The sequence below is a fragment of the Bacillus sp. DB-2 genome (assembly GCF_003315125.1).
In the GTDB taxonomy this organism is placed as follows: Bacteria; Bacillota; Bacilli; order Bacillales; family Bacillaceae_G; genus Bacillus_A; species Bacillus_A mycoides.
Genome location: NZ_QNRN01000003.1, coordinates 270,917 through 289,346, shown reverse-complemented (window position 1 = coordinate 289,346; position 18,430 = coordinate 270,917). Strand labels below are relative to the sequence as shown.

14 protein-coding genes are annotated in these 18,430 nt (G+C 37.0%); 8 read left to right on the top strand and 6 right to left on the bottom strand.

Going from position 1 to position 18,430, the window contains the following annotated elements:
• The first annotated feature begins 32 nt into the window (after positions 1-32).
• From DET63_RS06915 to DET63_RS06900, 4 genes are all read left to right on the top strand, one after another.
• Complete coding sequence (locus DET63_RS06915; RefSeq protein ID WP_113936234.1) at positions 33-1,751, top strand: C40 family peptidase; 1,719 nt, start codon at positions 33-35, stop codon at positions 1,749-1,751.
• 362 nt (positions 1,752-2,113) lie between these two features.
• Complete coding sequence (locus DET63_RS06910) at positions 2,114-3,325, top strand: NupC/NupG family nucleoside CNT transporter (protein WP_002016182.1); 1,212 nt, start codon at positions 2,114-2,116, stop codon at positions 3,323-3,325.
• Positions 3,326-3,585: 260 nt separating this feature from the next.
• A complete protein-coding gene (locus DET63_RS06905) occupies positions 3,586-4,341 on the top strand; it encodes a diguanylate cyclase domain-containing protein (RefSeq protein ID WP_078421824.1) in 756 nt (251 codons plus the stop codon).
• On the top strand, positions 4,338-5,639 hold the full coding sequence (locus DET63_RS06900) for a glycosyltransferase family 2 protein (protein ID WP_002139087.1): 1,302 nt from the start codon (positions 4,338-4,340) through the stop codon (positions 5,637-5,639). The genes DET63_RS06905 and DET63_RS06900 overlap by 4 nt, the downstream gene beginning before the upstream one ends.
• Before the next feature lie 155 nt (positions 5,640-5,794).
• On the opposite strand, the gene DET63_RS30555 is transcribed toward DET63_RS06900, so the two are convergent.
• Both DET63_RS30555 and opuD read right to left on the bottom strand, forming a co-directional pair.
• A complete protein-coding gene (locus DET63_RS30555; protein ID WP_002068447.1) occupies positions 5,795-5,929 on the bottom strand; it encodes a hypothetical protein in 135 nt (44 codons plus the stop codon).
• Between the two features lie 306 nt (positions 5,930-6,235).
• Positions 6,236-7,750 (bottom strand): glycine betaine transporter OpuD, encoded by a 1,515-nt coding sequence (gene opuD, locus DET63_RS06895; RefSeq protein ID WP_113936233.1) that lies wholly within the window; start codon positions 7,748-7,750, stop codon positions 6,236-6,238.
• Positions 7,751-8,427: 677 nt separating this feature from the next.
• Between opuD and DET63_RS06885 the strand changes: the two genes are divergently transcribed.
• Positions 8,428-9,303: a cell wall-binding protein EntA gene (locus DET63_RS06885; RefSeq protein WP_085312816.1), complete on the top strand. Its 876-nt coding sequence runs from the start codon at positions 8,428-8,430 to the stop codon at positions 9,301-9,303.
• 85 nt (positions 9,304-9,388) lie between these two features.
• A complete protein-coding gene (locus tag DET63_RS06880; protein WP_113936232.1) occupies positions 9,389-9,691 on the top strand; it encodes a DUF3910 family protein in 303 nt (100 codons plus the stop codon).
• A gap of 194 nt (positions 9,692-9,885) precedes the next feature.
• On the opposite strand, the gene DET63_RS06875 is transcribed toward DET63_RS06880, so the two are convergent.
• The 3 genes from DET63_RS06875 to DET63_RS06865 are packed head-to-tail and all read right to left on the bottom strand — an operon-like array spanning position 9,886 to position 13,326.
• Entirely contained in the window at positions 9,886-11,265 is a 1,380-nt protein-coding gene (locus DET63_RS06875) for a zinc ribbon domain-containing protein (RefSeq protein WP_113936231.1), read from the bottom strand.
• 13 nt (positions 11,266-11,278) lie between these two features.
• A complete protein-coding gene (locus DET63_RS06870) occupies positions 11,279-12,832 on the bottom strand; it encodes a zinc ribbon domain-containing protein (protein WP_113936230.1) in 1,554 nt (517 codons plus the stop codon).
• Between the two features lie 5 nt (positions 12,833-12,837).
• Positions 12,838-13,326 carry a zinc ribbon domain-containing protein gene (locus tag DET63_RS06865; protein WP_002016260.1) on the bottom strand — a complete coding sequence of 163 codons (489 nt, stop codon included), beginning with the start codon at positions 13,324-13,326 and terminating at the stop codon, positions 12,838-12,840.
• A 158-nt stretch (positions 13,327-13,484) separates the two neighbouring features.
• Here DET63_RS06865 and DET63_RS06860 point away from each other — a divergent pair, with 158 nt between their 5' ends.
• Both DET63_RS06860 and DET63_RS06855 read left to right on the top strand, forming a co-directional pair.
• Positions 13,485-15,104: an SWIM zinc finger family protein gene (locus DET63_RS06860; protein ID WP_113936229.1), complete on the top strand. Its 1,620-nt coding sequence runs from the start codon at positions 13,485-13,487 to the stop codon at positions 15,102-15,104.
• Positions 15,088-17,844 (top strand): DEAD/DEAH box helicase, encoded by a 2,757-nt coding sequence (locus DET63_RS06855; RefSeq protein ID WP_113936228.1) that lies wholly within the window; start codon positions 15,088-15,090, stop codon positions 17,842-17,844. The genes DET63_RS06860 and DET63_RS06855 overlap by 17 nt, the downstream gene beginning before the upstream one ends.
• 38 nt (positions 17,845-17,882) lie before the next feature.
• On the opposite strand, the gene DET63_RS06850 is transcribed toward DET63_RS06855, so the two are convergent.
• Positions 17,883-18,368, bottom strand: a complete 486-nt coding sequence (locus tag DET63_RS06850; RefSeq protein WP_113936227.1) for a VanZ family protein — start codon at positions 18,366-18,368, stop codon at positions 17,883-17,885.
• Positions 18,369-18,430: the final 62 nt, after the last annotated feature.

Sequence of the window (18,430 nt, the reverse complement as noted above, 5' to 3'; positions counted from 1 at the left end):
CTACATTACAGACAGAAAGGAATCGAAAAATTATGAAAAAATACCTTGCCGGTCTTGCGGCAGTGTCTGTAGCAGGAGGAGCAGCTCCTACACTTGATAGTGTTCAAGCTGCCCCTGAACAAAATACACAAAAAGCTGCTACACAAACTGTCCAAGCTTCCGCATCAAACAATTCATCATATACGGTGAATGCTAGCGTACTACACGTTCGTGCAGGATCAAGTACTTCTCACGACGTCATCTCTCGCGTTTATAATGGTCAATCATTAAACGTAATTGGAGAAGAAAATGGTTGGTTCAAAATTAACGTTAATGGACAAACTGGTTTTGTTAGTGGCGAGTTTGTATCAAAAAACGGAGCAACGAATAACAATGTAAGCACAGGTGGAAACAATAAAGTTACTGCTGATGTATTACGTGTACGTACAGCTCCTAACACTTCTAGTTCTGTTTCAGGACGTGTATATGAAGGACAAACATTAAACGTAATTGGTCAAGAAAATGGTTGGGTGAAAATCAACCATAATGGGCAAGTAGGTTATGTAAGTAGCGAATTTGTATCAGGCGCTTCTTCAAATACGGGTTCTACAAACAATAATAACAATCAAACAAATGTACAACCAGCAAGCGGAAACTACACAGTAAATGTATCTTCTCTTCGCGTTCGTACAGGTCCTAGCACTTCTCATCCAACTGTAGGTTCTGTTAAACAAGGACAAGTTGTACAAGTTGTAGGCGAAGTTCAAGATTGGTTCAAAATCAATTACGCAGGACAAACTGCTTACTTAAGCAAGGACTACGTAACAAAAGGCGGTTCTAACGAAAACGTCACTCAAGGTAACAACCAAGAGCAAAATAATAATGGAACTGTTCAAACTGGCGGTACTTACGTTGTTAACGCAACATCTCTACGTGTTCGTACAGGCCCTGCTGCTTACCATAGTGTAATTGGCGGCGTGTTAAATGGTACAACATTAAACGTAGTTGGATCTGAAAACGGCTGGTTTAAAGTAAACTACCAAGGAAAAACAGGCTATGTTAGTAGCGAATTTGTAAAATTCGTTAAAGGTGGCACTGCTACTCCTGAACAACCGAAACAACCTGATCAAGGTGCAATTGGTGACTACTACATTAATGCTTCTGCACTAAATGTACGTAGCGGCGAAGGTACAAATTATAGAATCATAGGCGCACTTCCACAAGGACAGAAGGTTCAAGTAATCTCTGAAAACTCTGGATGGAGCAAAATTAACTACAACGGTCAAACTGGTTACATCGGAACACGTTTCCTATCTAAAACACCAGTTGGTGGCGCAGTAGATAATAAGCCTAACGACAACCAAAATAACAATCAAAATAATAACAACAATAATAATACTAATAATAGCGGTGACAGTTCTTCTCTACTTGCATACGCGAAATCTATGCAAGGCGTACCATACGTTTGGGGCGGTACTTCTGCTAATGGTGTTGACTGCAGTGGTTACATCTACCACGTATTTAAGAAATTTGGTCATAACATTAGCCGCCAAAGTGTTGCTGGATATTGGAGCAGCTTACCACAAACTTCAAGTCCACAACCTGGAGACTTGATTTATTTCAAAGATACTTATAAAGCAGGTCCTTCTCACATGGGTATCTACCTTGGCGGGGGATCATTCATCCAATCCGGAGATAAAGGTGTAGCAATCGCTTCATTAAACAACTCTTATTGGAAAAGCCATTTCTTAGGGTATACGAAAGCACCTTAAGTTATAGTTTCAGAGCCTTCTAGTTTACTAGAAGGCTCTTTTTAAAAGACTCAACATAGTAATCCCCTTTCATTCTCTCTACGAAAAAATTATGCGTTCATTCTCCTATTTCATACACTATATTCTATTGAAATTGCCCAAAACGTTATCATAATGAATATATTTCAACAAAAAACATAACCTATTTCATGTCTATTCATTTTATATGTGTTTTTTCAAAGAATTTTCTTTTTATTTAAACTTTTCGTTAGACGTTTGACCTCCGATGTCCATTATGATAAGTTACTTAAGATGTTATATTCGCAAAAGTATAGACAACTGGTTTATACACTTTTTTACTATGAGGAAGGAGCATACACTGCATGAATGTTTTATGGGGAATTGGCGGCGTGATTGGAGTATTAGCAATTGCTTTCTTACTATCTTCTAACCGCAAAGCTATTAATTGGCGCACAATTTTAATCGCGCTAGCATTACAAATGACATTTTCATTTATCGTATTGCGATGGGATGCTGGAAAAGCAGGCTTAAAAGTTGCTGCTGATGGCGTTCAAGGATTAATTAATTTTTCTTACGAGGGAATTAGGTTCGTTGCTGGGGATTTAGTCAACGCAAAAGGCCCTTGGGGATTTGTTTTCGTTATTCAAGCACTACTTCCAATTGTATTTATTAGTTCATTAGTTGCAATCTTATATTACTTAGGTATTATGCAGAAATTTGTTAGTATCGTTGGTGGTGCATTAAGTAAACTTCTTGGAACTTCTAAGGCAGAAAGCTTAAATGCAGTAACAACTGTATTTTTAGGACAAACAGAAGCACCAATTTTAATTAAACCATACTTAGCACGTTTAACTAACAGTGAATTCTTCACTATTATGGTAAGTGGTATGACAGCTGTTGCCGGATCAGTTCTTGTCGGATATGCAGCAATGGGAATTCCATTAGAACATTTATTAGCAGCAGCAATTATGGCAGCTCCATCAAGTTTATTAATTGCAAAACTAATTATGCCAGAAACAGAAAAAGTAGATAATAATGTTCAACTTTCAACAGAGCGTGAAGACGCAAACGTTATCGATGCAGCTGCACGCGGTGCATCTGAAGGTATACAACTTGTTATTAACGTAGCTGCAATGCTAATGGCCTTCATTGCATTAATCGCTTTATTAAATGGCTTATTAGGATGGGTTGGTTCTTGGTTCGATATTAAACTTAGCCTTGATTTAATCTTCGGTTACTTATTATCACCATTTGCAATCTTAATCGGGGTTTCTCCAGGTGAAGCTATCCAAGCAGCAAGCTTTATCGGTCAAAAACTTGCAATCAACGAATTCGTTGCATACGCAAACTTAGGACCACACATGGCAGAGTTCTCTGCAAAAACAAATATGATTTTAACATTTGCAATCTGTGGTTTTGCAAACTTCTCTTCTATCGCAATTCAATTAGGTGTAACAGGAACGTTAGCTCCTACTCGCCGTAAACAAATTGCACAATTAGGGATTAAAGCAGTTATCGCTGGTACACTAGCGAACTTCTTAAACGCAGCAGTCGCAGGTATGATGTTCCTATAAACTCATGTAAAGTCTCCTCTTTTAAAGAGGAGGCTTTTTTATATAACATAAATATAATTTTCGTATATATTAAATACTTTATGTATAGATGTATAGACGCTATGTTACAATAATTAGTATGTCTGTTTATTTTTTCTTATAAAAGAGGGATACTACTTGATGTATCTCGCCCCAAAAAACTTCCAGCTACATGGTCATTTCTTAATAATTGTGCATACTACAAATATCCAGCACGAATTATTTTTAAGGAGGAAAGTTTCGTGAAAGATAAGTCCTATAAAGTCCTCTCTATGTGGATTTTACAAATTTTATTTTATTTTACTACTGTACATGTGACGAAATATGAGCACGCGCTCATTTTTACAATTATATATGTCATCATAAATGTACTATTCTTATTTTTACCTGATAAAACAGCATTTATTTTCTTCATACTGGGAACAATCATTTCAGTATTCTATTTATTTTATCAAGCGTGGCTTCACTTATGGAGTACATCAGATCAATGGGAATATATTATTACCCACTTCCTGATGGCAGCTAACTTCTTCATTGTTTATATTTCAACCCATCTATTAAAAAAGGTTATCCTTAAAAATAAAGAGTTAACTGAACGGGTAAGAGTGCTTGAGCAATACATTGGAGAATCAAAATTATTAACAAGACAAGAATTCGAAAGACGACAAGCTTTATTAACAACTGCGATGAATCGTCGTAATGAAACAGGCATTATCATTTTCTTTGATTTCACTTCCTTTAGTAAATATACGAAAGAAAGTGTCATGGATCGTGTAGCTTCATTATTAGTTGATACAGTCAGAGCTGACTTTGACCTTGCTGCTGAATATGACAGCAACACATTAGTTATTTTATTACAAAATACAAATGAAGCCGGTGCTGATATTGTAATGAACCGTCTACATCCAAAAATGGCACAATGGCTTGCTGCTGAAGCAATTCAAGATATTAAAATAAAACGAGAACAAATCAATGCAAAGGGACATATCACATTATGATGACACTCGTTATGCTTCTTTTATTTATTTTGTTTTGTGTACTTGTTTTCTGGATTAGCATCACATTTTCAATTAAATATGTATTGATTTTTACGGCCTTTCTATTCTCTGCTTTACTCGTTTATTACTCTTTCTTAACAATTGCGGGTTTAATTCATCGAAATAGTAAACGAAAAGATCGTACGCTAGAACATTATCCAAGTGTAGATATTTTAATACCTGCCCATAATGAAGGGGTTGTTATTAAAGATACATTAGAAGCAATGGCAAAGATTGAATACCCAGGCAAACTAAACGTTTATTTATTAAACGATAACTCTCAAGATGAAACACCTGAAATTGGCGATGATTTCGACAAAGCTTATGCTCATATTCATCACATTCGTGTACCACCTGGCGAACCGAAAGGAAAATCGCGTGTATTAAACTACGGCCTTAGCATTTCGGATGGTGAATATTTCTGTGTTTACGATGCAGATAATCAACCTGAACCACATGCACTGCGAATGCTCGTAGAACATGCTGAAACAACAAAGGATGCCGTTGGAGCAGTTGGACACGTTCGTACAGTAAATGAGAAAAGAAACTGGCTTACACGAATGATTTCATTAGAATTTCAGATTTTCCAGCTCCTTATGCAATCTGGACGCTGGCTATTATTCCAAACAGGTTCACTAACTGGAACAAACATGCTTCTTCGTCGTTCTGCATTAGAAGAGCTTGGCGGCTATGATCCTTATGCAATTGCAGAGGATGCCGAATTAACATTAAGGATTACCCAAAAGGGCTATCTCTTACCAATCGTCCCGGAATCGATCACATGGGAACAAGAACCTGAGCATTTAAAAATTCTTATTAAACAGCGGACACGTTGGCTTCAAGGAAACTTATACATTTTAGAAAAAATGTTTTCTTCATTAAGCTTTTTTAAAGGGAAACTTCTCGTCCATTCCTTACAACAAGTTTTAGTGTATGTCGTATTTTGGCTATTCCTAATCATTTCAAACGTTTGGTTTGTAATTGGACTGCTCGGCATATTCCAAATTCAATATAGCATTCCATTACTATTTATGTGGTATGTCGCATATATTACATATGTTTCTCAATTATTTAGTGCCCAGAGCGTCGAACGAACCTTTACACCGACCAACATTTTCATAAGCGTCATTATGTACTTTACGTACGCACAGCTCTTTACGTATTTGTTTATTCGCAGTCTCATTCTTTACTTACGCGCAAAGAGCAAGAAACAAGTAATTGGTTGGGATAAAACAGTACGATTTAAAAAAGAAAAATAGATTTCATTAAAAAATAAGCACAGAGCGCCGTATGCTCTGTGCTTATTTTTTACCGTAATACTATATATATCAGACAATACCCCTTAGCTGAAAGTTATTTCACGTCCATCCCCCAACGAACGATCGACCTTCATTTATATACGAAAAAGTGATTGCTATTTTTGTAGAACCAATTGCTTCTCTTGATGCTCTTTACGAGTTTCAGTCTTTGGTTCCGTGCTTTCTTGGGCATTTCGATGTGCCACACGTTTCAAACAAATATGCTTCCACTTTCTTTCGTAACGTTTCATTATTCTAGTTGTCCCCCTTGAATGCGCTTTAAAACTATTTGAAATCGCTTACAGGAAATAATATAGCACATATACATAAAAGTAACAACACATTTCCGACATATTTTTGTCAAAAATATGAATATAATGTGTAAAATATCGGATATTGTCGAACTATATCGATTTTTCTTTTTAAATTACCGATATCTATAGTATTCCGCAACAAAGTAATGCTTTTCCTACAATAGTATAGAACAGTGAAAAAGGACTGCCGAATGTCAGCAGTCCTAATACTATTTATATATACAGAATTTTTTTCTTCTATTATTAATGTTGTTTCATGCGTCCTTCTTTTTGCAACTCTTTAAATAGTGCTGCAATCATAAAGAAAATAACAAATACGAACGGGAAGGCCGCAATAATCGACGCAGTTTGCAGCGCCTCTAATCCTCCGACATACAATAAGATCGAAGCTAACGCCGCTAGAACAATACCCCAAACCATTTTAATACGATTTGGTGGGTTTAAGCTACCATGTGTCGTTAACATCGCTAGAACAAACGTAGCAGAGTCTGCCGATGTAATAAAGAATGTTGAAATAAGTAAAATAGCTAACACACATAAAGCCGGTCCTATACTACCCATTTGGTCTAACATAGCAAACAATCCTACTTCTGTGCCCATTTCTTTAATTTGTCCATATATATTTGCACCATCAAATAGCTCCATGTGAATACCTGTTCCTCCGAAAACAGAGAACCAAAGCGCACCAATTACTGTTGGTACGAGTAACACACCAACAACAAATTCACGAATTGTACGCCCGCGTGACACACGAGCAATAAACGTACCTACGAATGGTGACCATGCAATCCACCATGCCCAGTAGAAAATTGTCCATGACTGAATCCATTGATTTCCGCCTTCATTTAATGGACTTAAACGGAAACTCATACTTGGCAATTCTTGAATGTATGAACCGATTGTTGAAGTGAAATAATTCATAATAAAGTTTGTTGGACCTGCAAATAATACAATTATCATAAGTGCAAACGCTAAAATAATATTCGCATTACTTAAATATTTAATTCCTTTATCAAGTCCCGTTTGCGCAGATAGCATATAAAGAACAGTTACAATTCCGATGATTACTAGCTGTGTTGGTAATGAGTTTGGAATGGATGTTAAATAACTAACACCACCCGCAATTTGCTTTGCCCCAAGTCCTAATGATGTTGCCACACCAAATACTGTTGCAAACACAGCTAGAACATCAAACATATGGGCAATACGGCCATGTTCACCGCCTTTAAATAGCGGACCGACCGCCGCACTAATTGTACTTGCTCTTCCTTTTCTAAATGTAAAATACGCAATACATAATGCTACAAGTGCATATAATCCCCACGGATGTAATCCCCAATGGAAAAATGAGAAACGAAGTGCAAGGCGTGCACTCTCTTCAGTCGCACTCTCTCCAAACGGAGGTGTGTATAAATGGTTCATCGGTTCTGCGACGCCCCAGAAAACCAAACCGATTCCCATACCGGCACTAAATAACATAGCAAACCATGTCATATAACTATAATCAGGTTCATCATCATCTTTACCTAAACGAATCGAACCGTACTTAGAAACAATTAAGAAAATAGCAATTCCTAAGAAAATAGAAACGGAAATAATATAGAACCATCCAAACTTACTAACTAACGCAGCTTGAATTATAGTCGTTACATTTCCTAAGCTACCTTTTCCAATAATAGATTCGGGAATAATCCCCCAAAGTGTAAATGCAATACATAATGTTAATGAGACAATAAATGTTTTCGTCAGTTTCCTCATCAAATCCCCCTTCGTATGTTTCATTTCTTGTAAAAATCATAAATTCCGATATGTTAAATCGGATAGAAAACCATAGTTTTTTGTGGTGATTTTCTTTCGGCTTTCTCAAGTTTGCCTTCACCAATTAGAGTTCTTATGGACAGCCTTACCTTCCGTACAACCTTTCCACTCTGCAAGAGCTACAAGATTGGAATACTACTGTCAAATTGTGTGAGAAAAATGCGGATGGGAAGAGATTTTCCCAAAAAAGGATGTGTTACAGTTTTAAAAAAGGGCAGATTTATTCTTTACAACCCTTTCTTCTTGTAACAATTATGCGGTTTTTTGCTAGTATATAGCGCGTGTTTATAACTTCACAAACGAGATGTTTATGTTTATATAACTATATTACCCATAAAACGGTAAAATACTCAAGGAATGTAACTGTATAGTAATCATTATGTAACACCCTTGTAATATTTTTATTTACGCCGAAAAAAATACGTTGTATTAAATATTTTGAATATAACTAGAAACCTACTAATTATATGGAATGAAAAACGCTTTCCTCTCATTCTAGCTATATTACAAAGTGTTAACGACTTATTACGAATGGTTTGTAATTGTGTGTTTTCCCAAAATCCGAAAAAATCTGTTGCTATAATGAGGACACGAAAACAAACGCAATGGAGGCTATCATGAAAAAATTAATTGGAATAGCAACAGCAGCAGTTTTTGGTCTTGGGATTTTCACCGCATCTGCTAATGCAGAAACTGTTGTAACAACAGACGTACTAAACGTACGAGAAAACCCTACTACTGAATCAAAAGTTGTCGGTAAATTACAGAATGGTCATAAATTAGATGTTCTAAATACAGAAAACGGATGGTCACAAATCAAATTAGATGGTAAAGACGCATTCGTAAGTGCAGAGTTTACAAAGAACTCTTACTATGTAACAGCTAACGTATTAAATGTACGTGCTGAAGCGAACACAAACTCAGAAATTCTTGGAACGCTTAAGAAAGACGATATGATCGAAACAACGAACCAAGTACAAAATGAGTGGTTACAATTTGAATATAACGGGAAAACGGCTTATGTTCATGTTCCTTTCTTAACAGGTACAGCACCTGTTATCGAGAAACAAGAAACGCCTGCTCCTGCTAAAGCTCAAGCACCAGCTAAGGCTCAAGCACCTGCACCAGTAAAAACAGCTGCTAAGCCTGCTGTGAAAGCTGCTGAAACTAGCGAACCTTCTAATGGTCGTGAGTTAACAGTTGTAGCTACAGCATATACAGCTCATCCGAGCGAAAACGGTGGCACATACGGCGGCCGTGTATTAACTGCAATGGGTCATGACCTAACAGCGAACCCAAACATGAAAATGATCGCTGTTGACCCGAAAGTAATCCCATTAGGATCTAAAGTATGGGTAGAAGGTTATGGAGAAGCGATCGCTGGTGATACTGGCGGTGCAATTAAAGGTAACCGTATCGACATTCTACTTGGATCAGATAGCGCTGCTAACAAATGGGGACGCAAAACTGTTAAAGTGAAAATTTTAAAATAACCAATGACTGCTAAGTTACAGCCGGTTCTCTTTATTGAGAGCTGGCTTTTATTTTTTATATAATACATATAAGGAGGTGACGTCCATGAATTTACAAGCTAAGGTAGACTGGGTCGGTACACCAAAACCGTACATATATAAAGATGATATAACATATGATGCTATCGCAATTGACTTCTCACTCGCAAGTGATGACAATCGCTATAAATTAATTGTGCTCAAGTCTGAAGAAAATACACATTACAAACTCGTACAATACGGAATAAAACCAGGCTCTCAAAAGCCATTCCCTATTGATATTCCATTCGAGCAAGAAATGCTACCGCTCATAAAGCAAATATTAAATGATCCATATGTAGAAGCGATATTAAAGGAAGCCCGCTTCTAATTGCAAAAAAGGATATCACCTAGTAGGATTTTCCAACTAGGTGATATCCTTTTTACTTTCCCTTCATGAACACGAGTAGAGAAAATTATATCAACGGTTCAACATGGAATATCGATTTACCGACAAAGATTGACAATAACGGCAAGCTACCTAAAGAAAGAGGCTGTTCAAAATTGAACAGCCTCTTTCTTATATTAACGAGTCGGACCAGATACTTCCTCTGATTTCAGCGTATTATTCGCTCCAAGAGAATGGTACAATATCTTTCCATTTCCATTAACAGTAACGATATGGTCATTATTAAAGCTCTTGAATTTTACAGAGCCGTCACCGTAACGAATATGATATTCTTCATATGTCGTTACTTTATATTTCGTTGCACTTTGACGTTCTACATTGCGGATATTCATTGTCAATAAATCTTCTGTAATTCCTTTTTTGTGTAGATATTGTAAGTAATCACGGTCTTCCTTATACGATTTCCCGCTCTTATCATAATTATTTTCAATTAAACTAAAATCGTTTAATGCAATTGCACGCACGTTATTATAAATATGATTTTGTACAAAATCTCCAACCGCTGAACTAGAAGCTTCTTTTGGGAACTTTAAGTAATATGTACTTTGATCTCCAACTTTAATACTTTCAGATTTCATCACACCAAATTCAGCGTTTTTCTCCAAATGTACTTCTACCGTTTCATCCGTCGGTACAGGACCAAGTTTATAACTTCCGTAATTTAACTTTCCGCGTTTCTTGCCATTAACAAATACAGTTGCATCATTTTCATCAGACGAAATGGTTACATAATTTCCTTCAAGTGATAAATTCACTTCTACTGTCCCATTCTTTTCATCTGCTAAATCCACTTCTTTTTCTGTCTCTAATTCAGCAAGTTCCGTCTTCGCCTTTGCCTTTACAACATAAGCACCCGGGAAGTATGGACCTAATTCTTTCGAAGTTTTATCACTAGAAAGCTCTGTTTCTTTTTTATCATTCACATATATTTCAGCATTCTTTGCAGTTGTGCTAACATTCATGTAATACGATTTCATGCTGAACTTATACTTCGGATACAAGAACCATTCTTTCCCGTCTTCTATAATTTTCCCATCTTTAAAAGATGCTTTATCACTTGCTAACTTTTGATCTACTGTCTCTCTTTGCAAATATGATAACAGTTCTTTATTATAAGAAGGATTCTCTTTTAAATAACGGATATACGCCTTAATATCTTCTGTCTTAACCTTTAAGGTTGGATCGTCTACTTTCAAAATCTCATCGATTGCATTCACATCTTTATTTTGGAATGCTTCAATCATTGCATTTACTTGCTTTTCCTTCGAAAACTTGCTCGCACCGAATTTATATGCGCCAAACAAAATAGCAAAAACAATGACAAAACCTATAAGTAAAAACATGTTTTTCTTACTTTTCACTGGCTTTGTTTCTCTCCGCATTTCTGAATGAGAAGAAGCTGTTTGATCAACAATTTCTTCTACTTTACTTCCGCAATCAGGACAAAAGTTCAAATGATCCGCAACTTGTTTATTGCATGTTCCACAAAACTTCAAGTATTTCTCCCCCTTATTTTTTTACTAATTTCATACCCACGAATGTTAATACGTAAGAAATAAGAAAACTACCTACTATTAAATATAGCGTGTTACTTTGAATAGATAATATCGGTCCAGAAATTCCAGCGAACTCCTTCATAATTTCCTTACTTCCTGAAGCTGTAATATGAATTTTTGCTAATCCATTTACACAAAGCATCATCACAGTATAAACAGCGCTAAACACTGCTATAGTTACGTACATATTTCGCATACGATATTGAGCCAATTTCATTCCAGCCCTAACTAGTAGAATACATGGTAGAAGAATTAATAATCCCCACCAATGTAAATATGAATTAAAATCCTCAATATCTTTTATACGATCAGCACTAGCACCATTAGCGATTTCCAGGTCTTTTAAAGACGTACCCTGTATTGATATGCCTGACATATACGATACATGCAGCGGCCCTTTTTCGACTGAATATCTATGCATTTCTCTCTCCATATTCCCCCACTCAATTTCAGTTGGAGAAAGGTGGGCCATATTCCACATGAAAGGTGTTGCTTCTAAAGAAAGTAATACTTTATACGCCTTCTCTGGAAAATCAATTGGACCCATTGATTTTGAACTACTAAATAAAATCGTAATAAGCATAATACCAAATGTAATAAGTAGTCCTTTCAAAACAGTCACTATACTATAATAAATAGACGTTACATACGGGACAAACTGACTAGTAGAAGAAAGCATACGATGCGGTCCTGCTTCAATACTCATACCAATAAAGCTGAATAATAGGCCAAATATAATACCAAACAATAAACTAACAACATGAGAATATACAACATCAATAGTCATCGTTTGATAGAAATAAGAAATAGATGTAGAAGAACTTGCCATAAAGCTTACAATACATAAGAAAATACCGTATATCATGCCAATTACACATGATGTCATGAACTTCCCTCGCCAACTAATTGAAGGTTTTTTTCTTTCAACAAAAAATCCACTTCCACCTAATATAAGTGCCGGAATAGTTACCAAGATGAATAACGGGATATGAAGAAGGAATGACATCGTGTATGCCCCGCTCCCGCTAATTTCAATACCTATTAAATGACACATTAAAATTAATGGTGCTATACCAATAAATGATTGATTAATGGTAGTCATATTCAACATACCATCCGTATTTCTAACCGCTGTCTCCACTACATCATTTATAGCAGAATCTATTATTAAACTGCCAATGAAGCCTGCAATGAACATACATACAATTGCAAAAGCACCACCGAATAATCCTTTTTTCAGCATACTTCCTGATGCATTTACATGTAATTGTGCTCCTGCATTTGGTAACTTTATGTTCGATTCTTTTTGGGCGACTCCTAATAAAGAATCACCGCATTTCTCACAATATGTAGCATATTCTTTACTTTCCTGTCCACATGTTCGGCAATACTTCGAAGATTGCGGGACTAACATAACATGGCTATCTATACTATCCGTACTTGAGCCGTCATGTGTACAATAGTTTACTGCCTCAGGCTGTTCTAAACCGCAAATTTTACAATACATGTTCCTCACTCCTTACTTTGCTTCATACCACATGCGGGACAGAATGTAGCTTCCGTTGCAATTTGTTCACCACATGAAGAACATGCTTCTTTTTCAATATTTTTTGATTGAAGGAGTAACTCATTTTCTTTACCGCACTGCCCGCAAAATTTATCATTTAATGATAATGGACCACCGCAACTACACTGTCCTTTTTGTTCTTGTCTCTGTAAATTAGAAATTTGTCTGCGCGTGTTATAAATAGCAACATCAAGCTCTTGCACTGGTGCTACAATAGCTTTCAACAAATCTACTCGAACTTCATCATCACGAAGTTGCATATACACCGTTTGACCAAGTTCAAGTAAAATTTCAGTTTTTTCTTGTAACTTCTCTTGTGTAATCTTCTTTAATTGTGCCATTTCCTGTGCTACTTGCAACTTCATCTTGCCTTGCTCAATTCCCTCTTGCAACTTATTCATGCCATTACCAAACTTCGATTGTAAATCTGACAAACAAATTCTCTCCTTTTAATTACATAGTAATATACAAAATTAACATTATATATATTACCATGATTTTCTAATTGTGTAATCAGAATTTCATTTTTTCTGTTTTGAGCATTTTTTGTTTATAATGGTAAAGGAAAGAAATCTGTGTACGGAGGAATATTATGCTGCAAGACTCAATTACGAAAGATGAAATTATGATGATTGCGAATGAGTTCGTTCAAGGGCTTGATCCACAGCAAGTTGCTGATCAAGAGCATGTCGCTACAGCTCGGCAACTATATCGTAGTGGTGTTGTCTATAACGTTGACTTTGATGGCTATACGCTATCCGGAACTGTAAATGCTGAAGGCAGTGTATATAGCGTTCACATCCCGATTCGTAATGTCACTGAAAGCTATTGCGATTGCTTCGCGCCAACGCAATGTCAGCATATGCTTGCTGTGTTACTATCTGCAGCTTCTAGTTTTGGGCAAGTAGGAGATGTATTAACTTTATTCAAAAATAATACAAAACCTTCTCTTCCTCCTATTCGAACTGCACGACAAGTATTGCAATCATCAGCTTTTGAAGAAATGGATTATAAAAGTTGGCAAACATACTTTGAAAATGAATATGAATCATTTAAAAAAGAACAAGCGCGGCTCACTTATAAACAAATGTATTTTCTTATGAGTCTTTTTACAGACTTCTATACAAAATTAGAACGAAAAGCTCCGCGCATCGTTGCTATTCATGAATTATTTAAGTTGCACGCGGCACTTTATTGCTTTCAAAAATTATTAGAAGAAATTCAAGAATTTGAAGCAAACAAACTATATTCTTATCACCAACCAGTTAACGTCGTTCGCCTATTCGTTGATAAAGTTGAATCTACCGTTAGGGACCTAAAAACAGAGGCGATTCCAGAAGAATCCAAACCGATTTTAGAAGAAACAGCGCGGCTCATACATGAATCATTCTTCTCTACCGATGCCTATACACAAGAGCGATTCTTCATTTATCGTCACGTATGGGGTGAACTGTTACGAACAGAAGAGCAGCTACAAGAAGAAAAGAAACGAATCGATACTAAAATCAATCCACTTTCCAAAGCATTAGCATCTTCTCATCTGCTCTTTTTAAACGGTGAAGATGTATCGGCAATGGAATTACTGGAAAAACAGCCTTCTTCTGTTGTGAGCCTTTACTTCTATTGGTTAGAAGAGTTATTAAGTGCGATGGAGTGGGACCGCGCTAAAGATTGGCTTTCCTTTACTTATAAACAAGTAAAAGAAACGATAACGGAACAAGAGAATACCGTCTTCATACAAGATATCGTTCGATTATTTGTGATGATGTATGAGACATATGCAACGCATACGAATGAACAAGCGGGATTAGAAATGATTTTACAAGAACTATTACCGTATAGTTTCACAAATTATGAACAATATGTACTCGCGAAGAAACAATACCATGCATGGACGGAACTTCAGCTCTTATATGGATTCGAAGTAATCGAACTTTTGAAAGAACCATTGAAAGATATTGAAAAAGAAGCGCCCGAAGCAGCACTTCCTCTCTATCACCATGCCGCAATGGAAGCAATTGAAGAGCGAAATCGCAAATCATATAAACGTGCCGTTCGTTACTTAAAGAAATTACGTATGCTTTATAAACGACTGAAACGAACTGATGAATGGGATGCTTTCATTATTCATATCGCTAACTTACATTCACGTCTGCGTGCACTACAAGAGGAATTACGGAGAGGAAAATTAATCGATGATCATACAAACTGAAGTAACAATTAGGCTCCAGCACGTTAGTCAAGGTTGGTTCCTTTGGGGAGAAGATGATGGCGGTACTCTCTTATCCGTAGCAACTTGGAAAAAAAATGCGTTCGCATGGCACTCTACTTCTTTCTACGGAACGTTTTTAAAAGAAGCAACGTACGAGGGCAAACAAGGCGTTATGTTAACGAATGCCCAGGCATTTGAATACATCGCAAATAAACCGATGAATTCATTTGCAAATATGCAAATGAACGGTCCTATTACGGCACTTACAAAGGACGCAAGTGAATTATGGGACGCTTTCGTCAGCGGCAGCTTCGCACCTGACATGAAGCATTGGTCTCAGCAGCCATCTTGGAAAGTTCAGAATACCTCAATTGAAGATGACATGTTAGCATCTCTTTTCTCTGCCGCTGTGAACGAAAGTATTTTGCAAGATGCTCGCTCAAATGACGGATGGGAAGATGCAAAGAGACTATACGAACATTACGACTTTACGAAAAGGCAATTGGAAGCAGCACTACATGAAGAGGATTGGCTTCGAAAAATTGGTTACATTGAAGATGATCTTCCATTTACAGTCGGCTTAAGACTACAAGAACCGCAAGAAGAACTTGAAATGTGGAAGCTTGAAACAATCGTTACACCAAAACGTGGTGCACATCGCATATATGTATATGAAAGTATCGATTCCTTGCCAAAACGATGGCACGATTACGAAGAACGTATCCTTGAAACACAAGAAGGATTCAGTAAGCTCGTACCGTGGCTAAAAGAGGACGACAAGTTCCGAGAAGAACTCTTTGAAACGGAAGCTTGGAACTTCTTAACCGAAGCAAGTAATGAATTACTGGCAGCAGGTATTACAATTTTACTACCATCATGGTGGCAAAATTTAAAAGCAACAAAACCGAGGTTGCGTGTACAGCTGAAGCAAAGTACAGCACAAACACAGTCTTTCTTCGGCATGAATACGCTCGTTAATTTCGACTGGCGCATTTCAACGGACGGAATTGATTTATCAGAAAGCGAATTTTTCGAACTCGTTGAACAAAACAAACGTCTTTTTAATTTAAATGGTCAATGGATGAGACTTGATCCTGCCTTTATTGAAGAAGTAAAAAAACTAATGCACCGTGCCGATAAATATGGACTTGAAATGAAAGATGTGTTGCAGCAACATTTATCTAATACGGCAGAAACAGAAATTGTAGAAGACGATAGTCCGTTTACCGATATTGAAATCGAGCTAGATGGATATTACGAAGAGCTTTTCCAAAAACTTCTGCACATTGGAGATATTCCAAAAGTAGATGTACCATCTTCACTACAAGCAACACTCCGCCCGTATCAACAACACGGTGTTGAGTGGTTGCTATACTTACGAAAGCTTGGATTTGGAGCGTTATTAGCCGATGATATGGGACTCGGAAAAAGTATTCAAACGATAACTTACTTACTATACGCTAAAGAAAACAATCTCCAAACAGGTCCTGCATTAATTGTGGCACCAACATCAGTCCTTGGAAATTGGCAAAAAGAATTTGAGCGTTTCGCACCAAGCTTACGTGTTCAGTTACACTATGGAAGTAACCGATCTAAGGATGAGTCATTTAAAGATTTTCTTCAATCAGCAGATGTTATATTAACTTCTTATGCATTAGCTCAGCTTGATGAAGAAGAACTTAGTACGTTATGCTGGGACGCCGTTATTTTAGACGAAGCACAAAATATAAAAAACCCACATACGAAACAGTCGAAAGCAGTAAGAAACCTACAAGCAAATCACAAAATTGCTTTAACCGGTACACCGATGGAAAACCGACTTGCTGAGCTTTGGTCTATTTTCGACTTTATCAATCATGGGTATCTCGGAAGCTTAGGACAATTCCAGCGCCGCTTCGTCACACCGATTGAAAAGGACCGCGATGAAGGAAAAATCCAGCAAGTTCAGCGGTTTATCTCGCCGTTTTTACTGCGTCGTACGAAGAAAGATCAAACGGTCGCATTAAACTTGCCAGATAAACAAGAACAGAAAGCTTATTGTCCACTAACTGGCGAACAAGCTTCCTTATATGAACAACTTGTTCAAGATACATTACAAAATGTAGAAGGATTAAGCGGAATTGAAAGACGCGGATTTATATTACTAATGCTGAACAAGCTAAAACAAATTTGTAATCACCCAGCCCTTTATTTGAAAGAAGAAGAACCACAAAATATCGTCGAGCGCTCTATGAAAACAAAAACGGTAATGGAGCTCATCGAAAATATAAAAGACCAAAATGAAAGTTGCTTAATCTTCACTCAGTACATTGGCATGGGGAACATGCTAAAAAGTATGTTAGAAGAAACATTTGGTCAGCGCGTCCTCTTCTTAAACGGGAGCGTACCGAAGAAAGAGCGTGACAAGATGATTGAGCAGTTCCAAAACGGAACGTATGACATCTTCATCTTATCGTTAAAGGCCGGCGGAACAGGATTAAACTTAACTGCCGCCAACCATGTCATTCACTATGACCGTTGGTGGAATCCAGCTGTAGAAAACCAAGCAACAGACCGTGCTTATCGCATCGGTCAAAAACGCTTTGTTCACGTTCATAAGCTTATTACAACGGGAACACTTGAAGAGAAGATTGATGAAATGTTAGAACGAAAACAATCATTAAACAACGCCGTCATTACAAGCGATAGTTGGATGACCGAACTATCAACCGACGAACTAAAAGAATTACTTGGCGTATAAGGTGGATAAATGAAAAAGGAGCAAATCTCTAACTGAGATTAGCTCCTTTTTCTATGCCAAAACCAATTGCTTATTATAATTCCTGTTAACCCGCCGCACGTATCAAGCAATGAATCTTGCCACATCGGTGTACGGTCTCCTGTAAACCATTGATGAATTTCATCAAATGTTGCATACCCCGCAACGAAAAGGAGGGCGTATGCAAAGCACCTTTTTCTCGAATAACCCGATCGATGAAAAGCATAATACGTCAGTGAACCGAGCATAAAGAACACCATAAAATGAGCACCTTTACGAAGGAAAAACTCAACAAATCCACCTACACCTTTATTTGCGATACTAACAGGCGTACCTCCGCCATAATCGATAGATACCCATGAAAAATGCTCTTTCACAAACTCAGCATTTACATATTGCTCAATATCCGAGCGCATATCCTGTTTTTTATATGGCTGTGCTGAAGAATAGAAAATAAGCCCCATCCATAGTAATACAGGAATCCAAAATAACCATTTACGATTCATTCTCCCGAAAACCCCTCTCTTAGTCTTTTAAGAGTACCAAAAAAAAGAAAAAATTTCACGCC

Excerpts from the sequence above, each read along its gene's own strand:
- DET63_RS06885 (WP_085312816.1), top strand. The coding sequence starts at position 8,428 with ATGAAAAAATTAATTGGAATAGCAACAGCAGCAGTTTTTGGTCTTGGG.
- DET63_RS06870 (WP_113936230.1), bottom strand. The coding sequence starts at position 12,832 with ATGTATTGTAAAATTTGCGGTTTAGAACAGCCTGAGGCAGTAAACTAT.
- DET63_RS06850 (WP_113936227.1), bottom strand. The coding sequence starts at position 18,368 with ATGAATCGTAAATGGTTATTTTGGATTCCTGTATTACTATGGATGGGG.
- DET63_RS06910 (WP_002016182.1), top strand. The coding sequence starts at position 2,114 with ATGAATGTTTTATGGGGAATTGGCGGCGTGATTGGAGTATTAGCAATT.
- DET63_RS06900 (WP_002139087.1), top strand. The coding sequence starts at position 4,338 with ATGATGACACTCGTTATGCTTCTTTTATTTATTTTGTTTTGTGTACTT.
- DET63_RS06860 (WP_113936229.1), top strand. The coding sequence starts at position 13,485 with ATGCTGCAAGACTCAATTACGAAAGATGAAATTATGATGATTGCGAAT.
- DET63_RS06880 (WP_113936232.1), top strand. The coding sequence starts at position 9,389 with ATGAATTTACAAGCTAAGGTAGACTGGGTCGGTACACCAAAACCGTAC.
- opuD (WP_113936233.1), bottom strand. The coding sequence starts at position 7,750 with ATGAGGAAACTGACGAAAACATTTATTGTCTCATTAACATTATGTATT.
- DET63_RS30555 (WP_002068447.1), bottom strand. The coding sequence starts at position 5,929 with ATGAAACGTTACGAAAGAAAGTGGAAGCATATTTGTTTGAAACGTGTG.
- DET63_RS06915 (WP_113936234.1), top strand. The coding sequence starts at position 33 with ATGAAAAAATACCTTGCCGGTCTTGCGGCAGTGTCTGTAGCAGGAGGA.
- DET63_RS06855 (WP_113936228.1), top strand. The coding sequence starts at position 15,088 with ATGATCATACAAACTGAAGTAACAATTAGGCTCCAGCACGTTAGTCAA.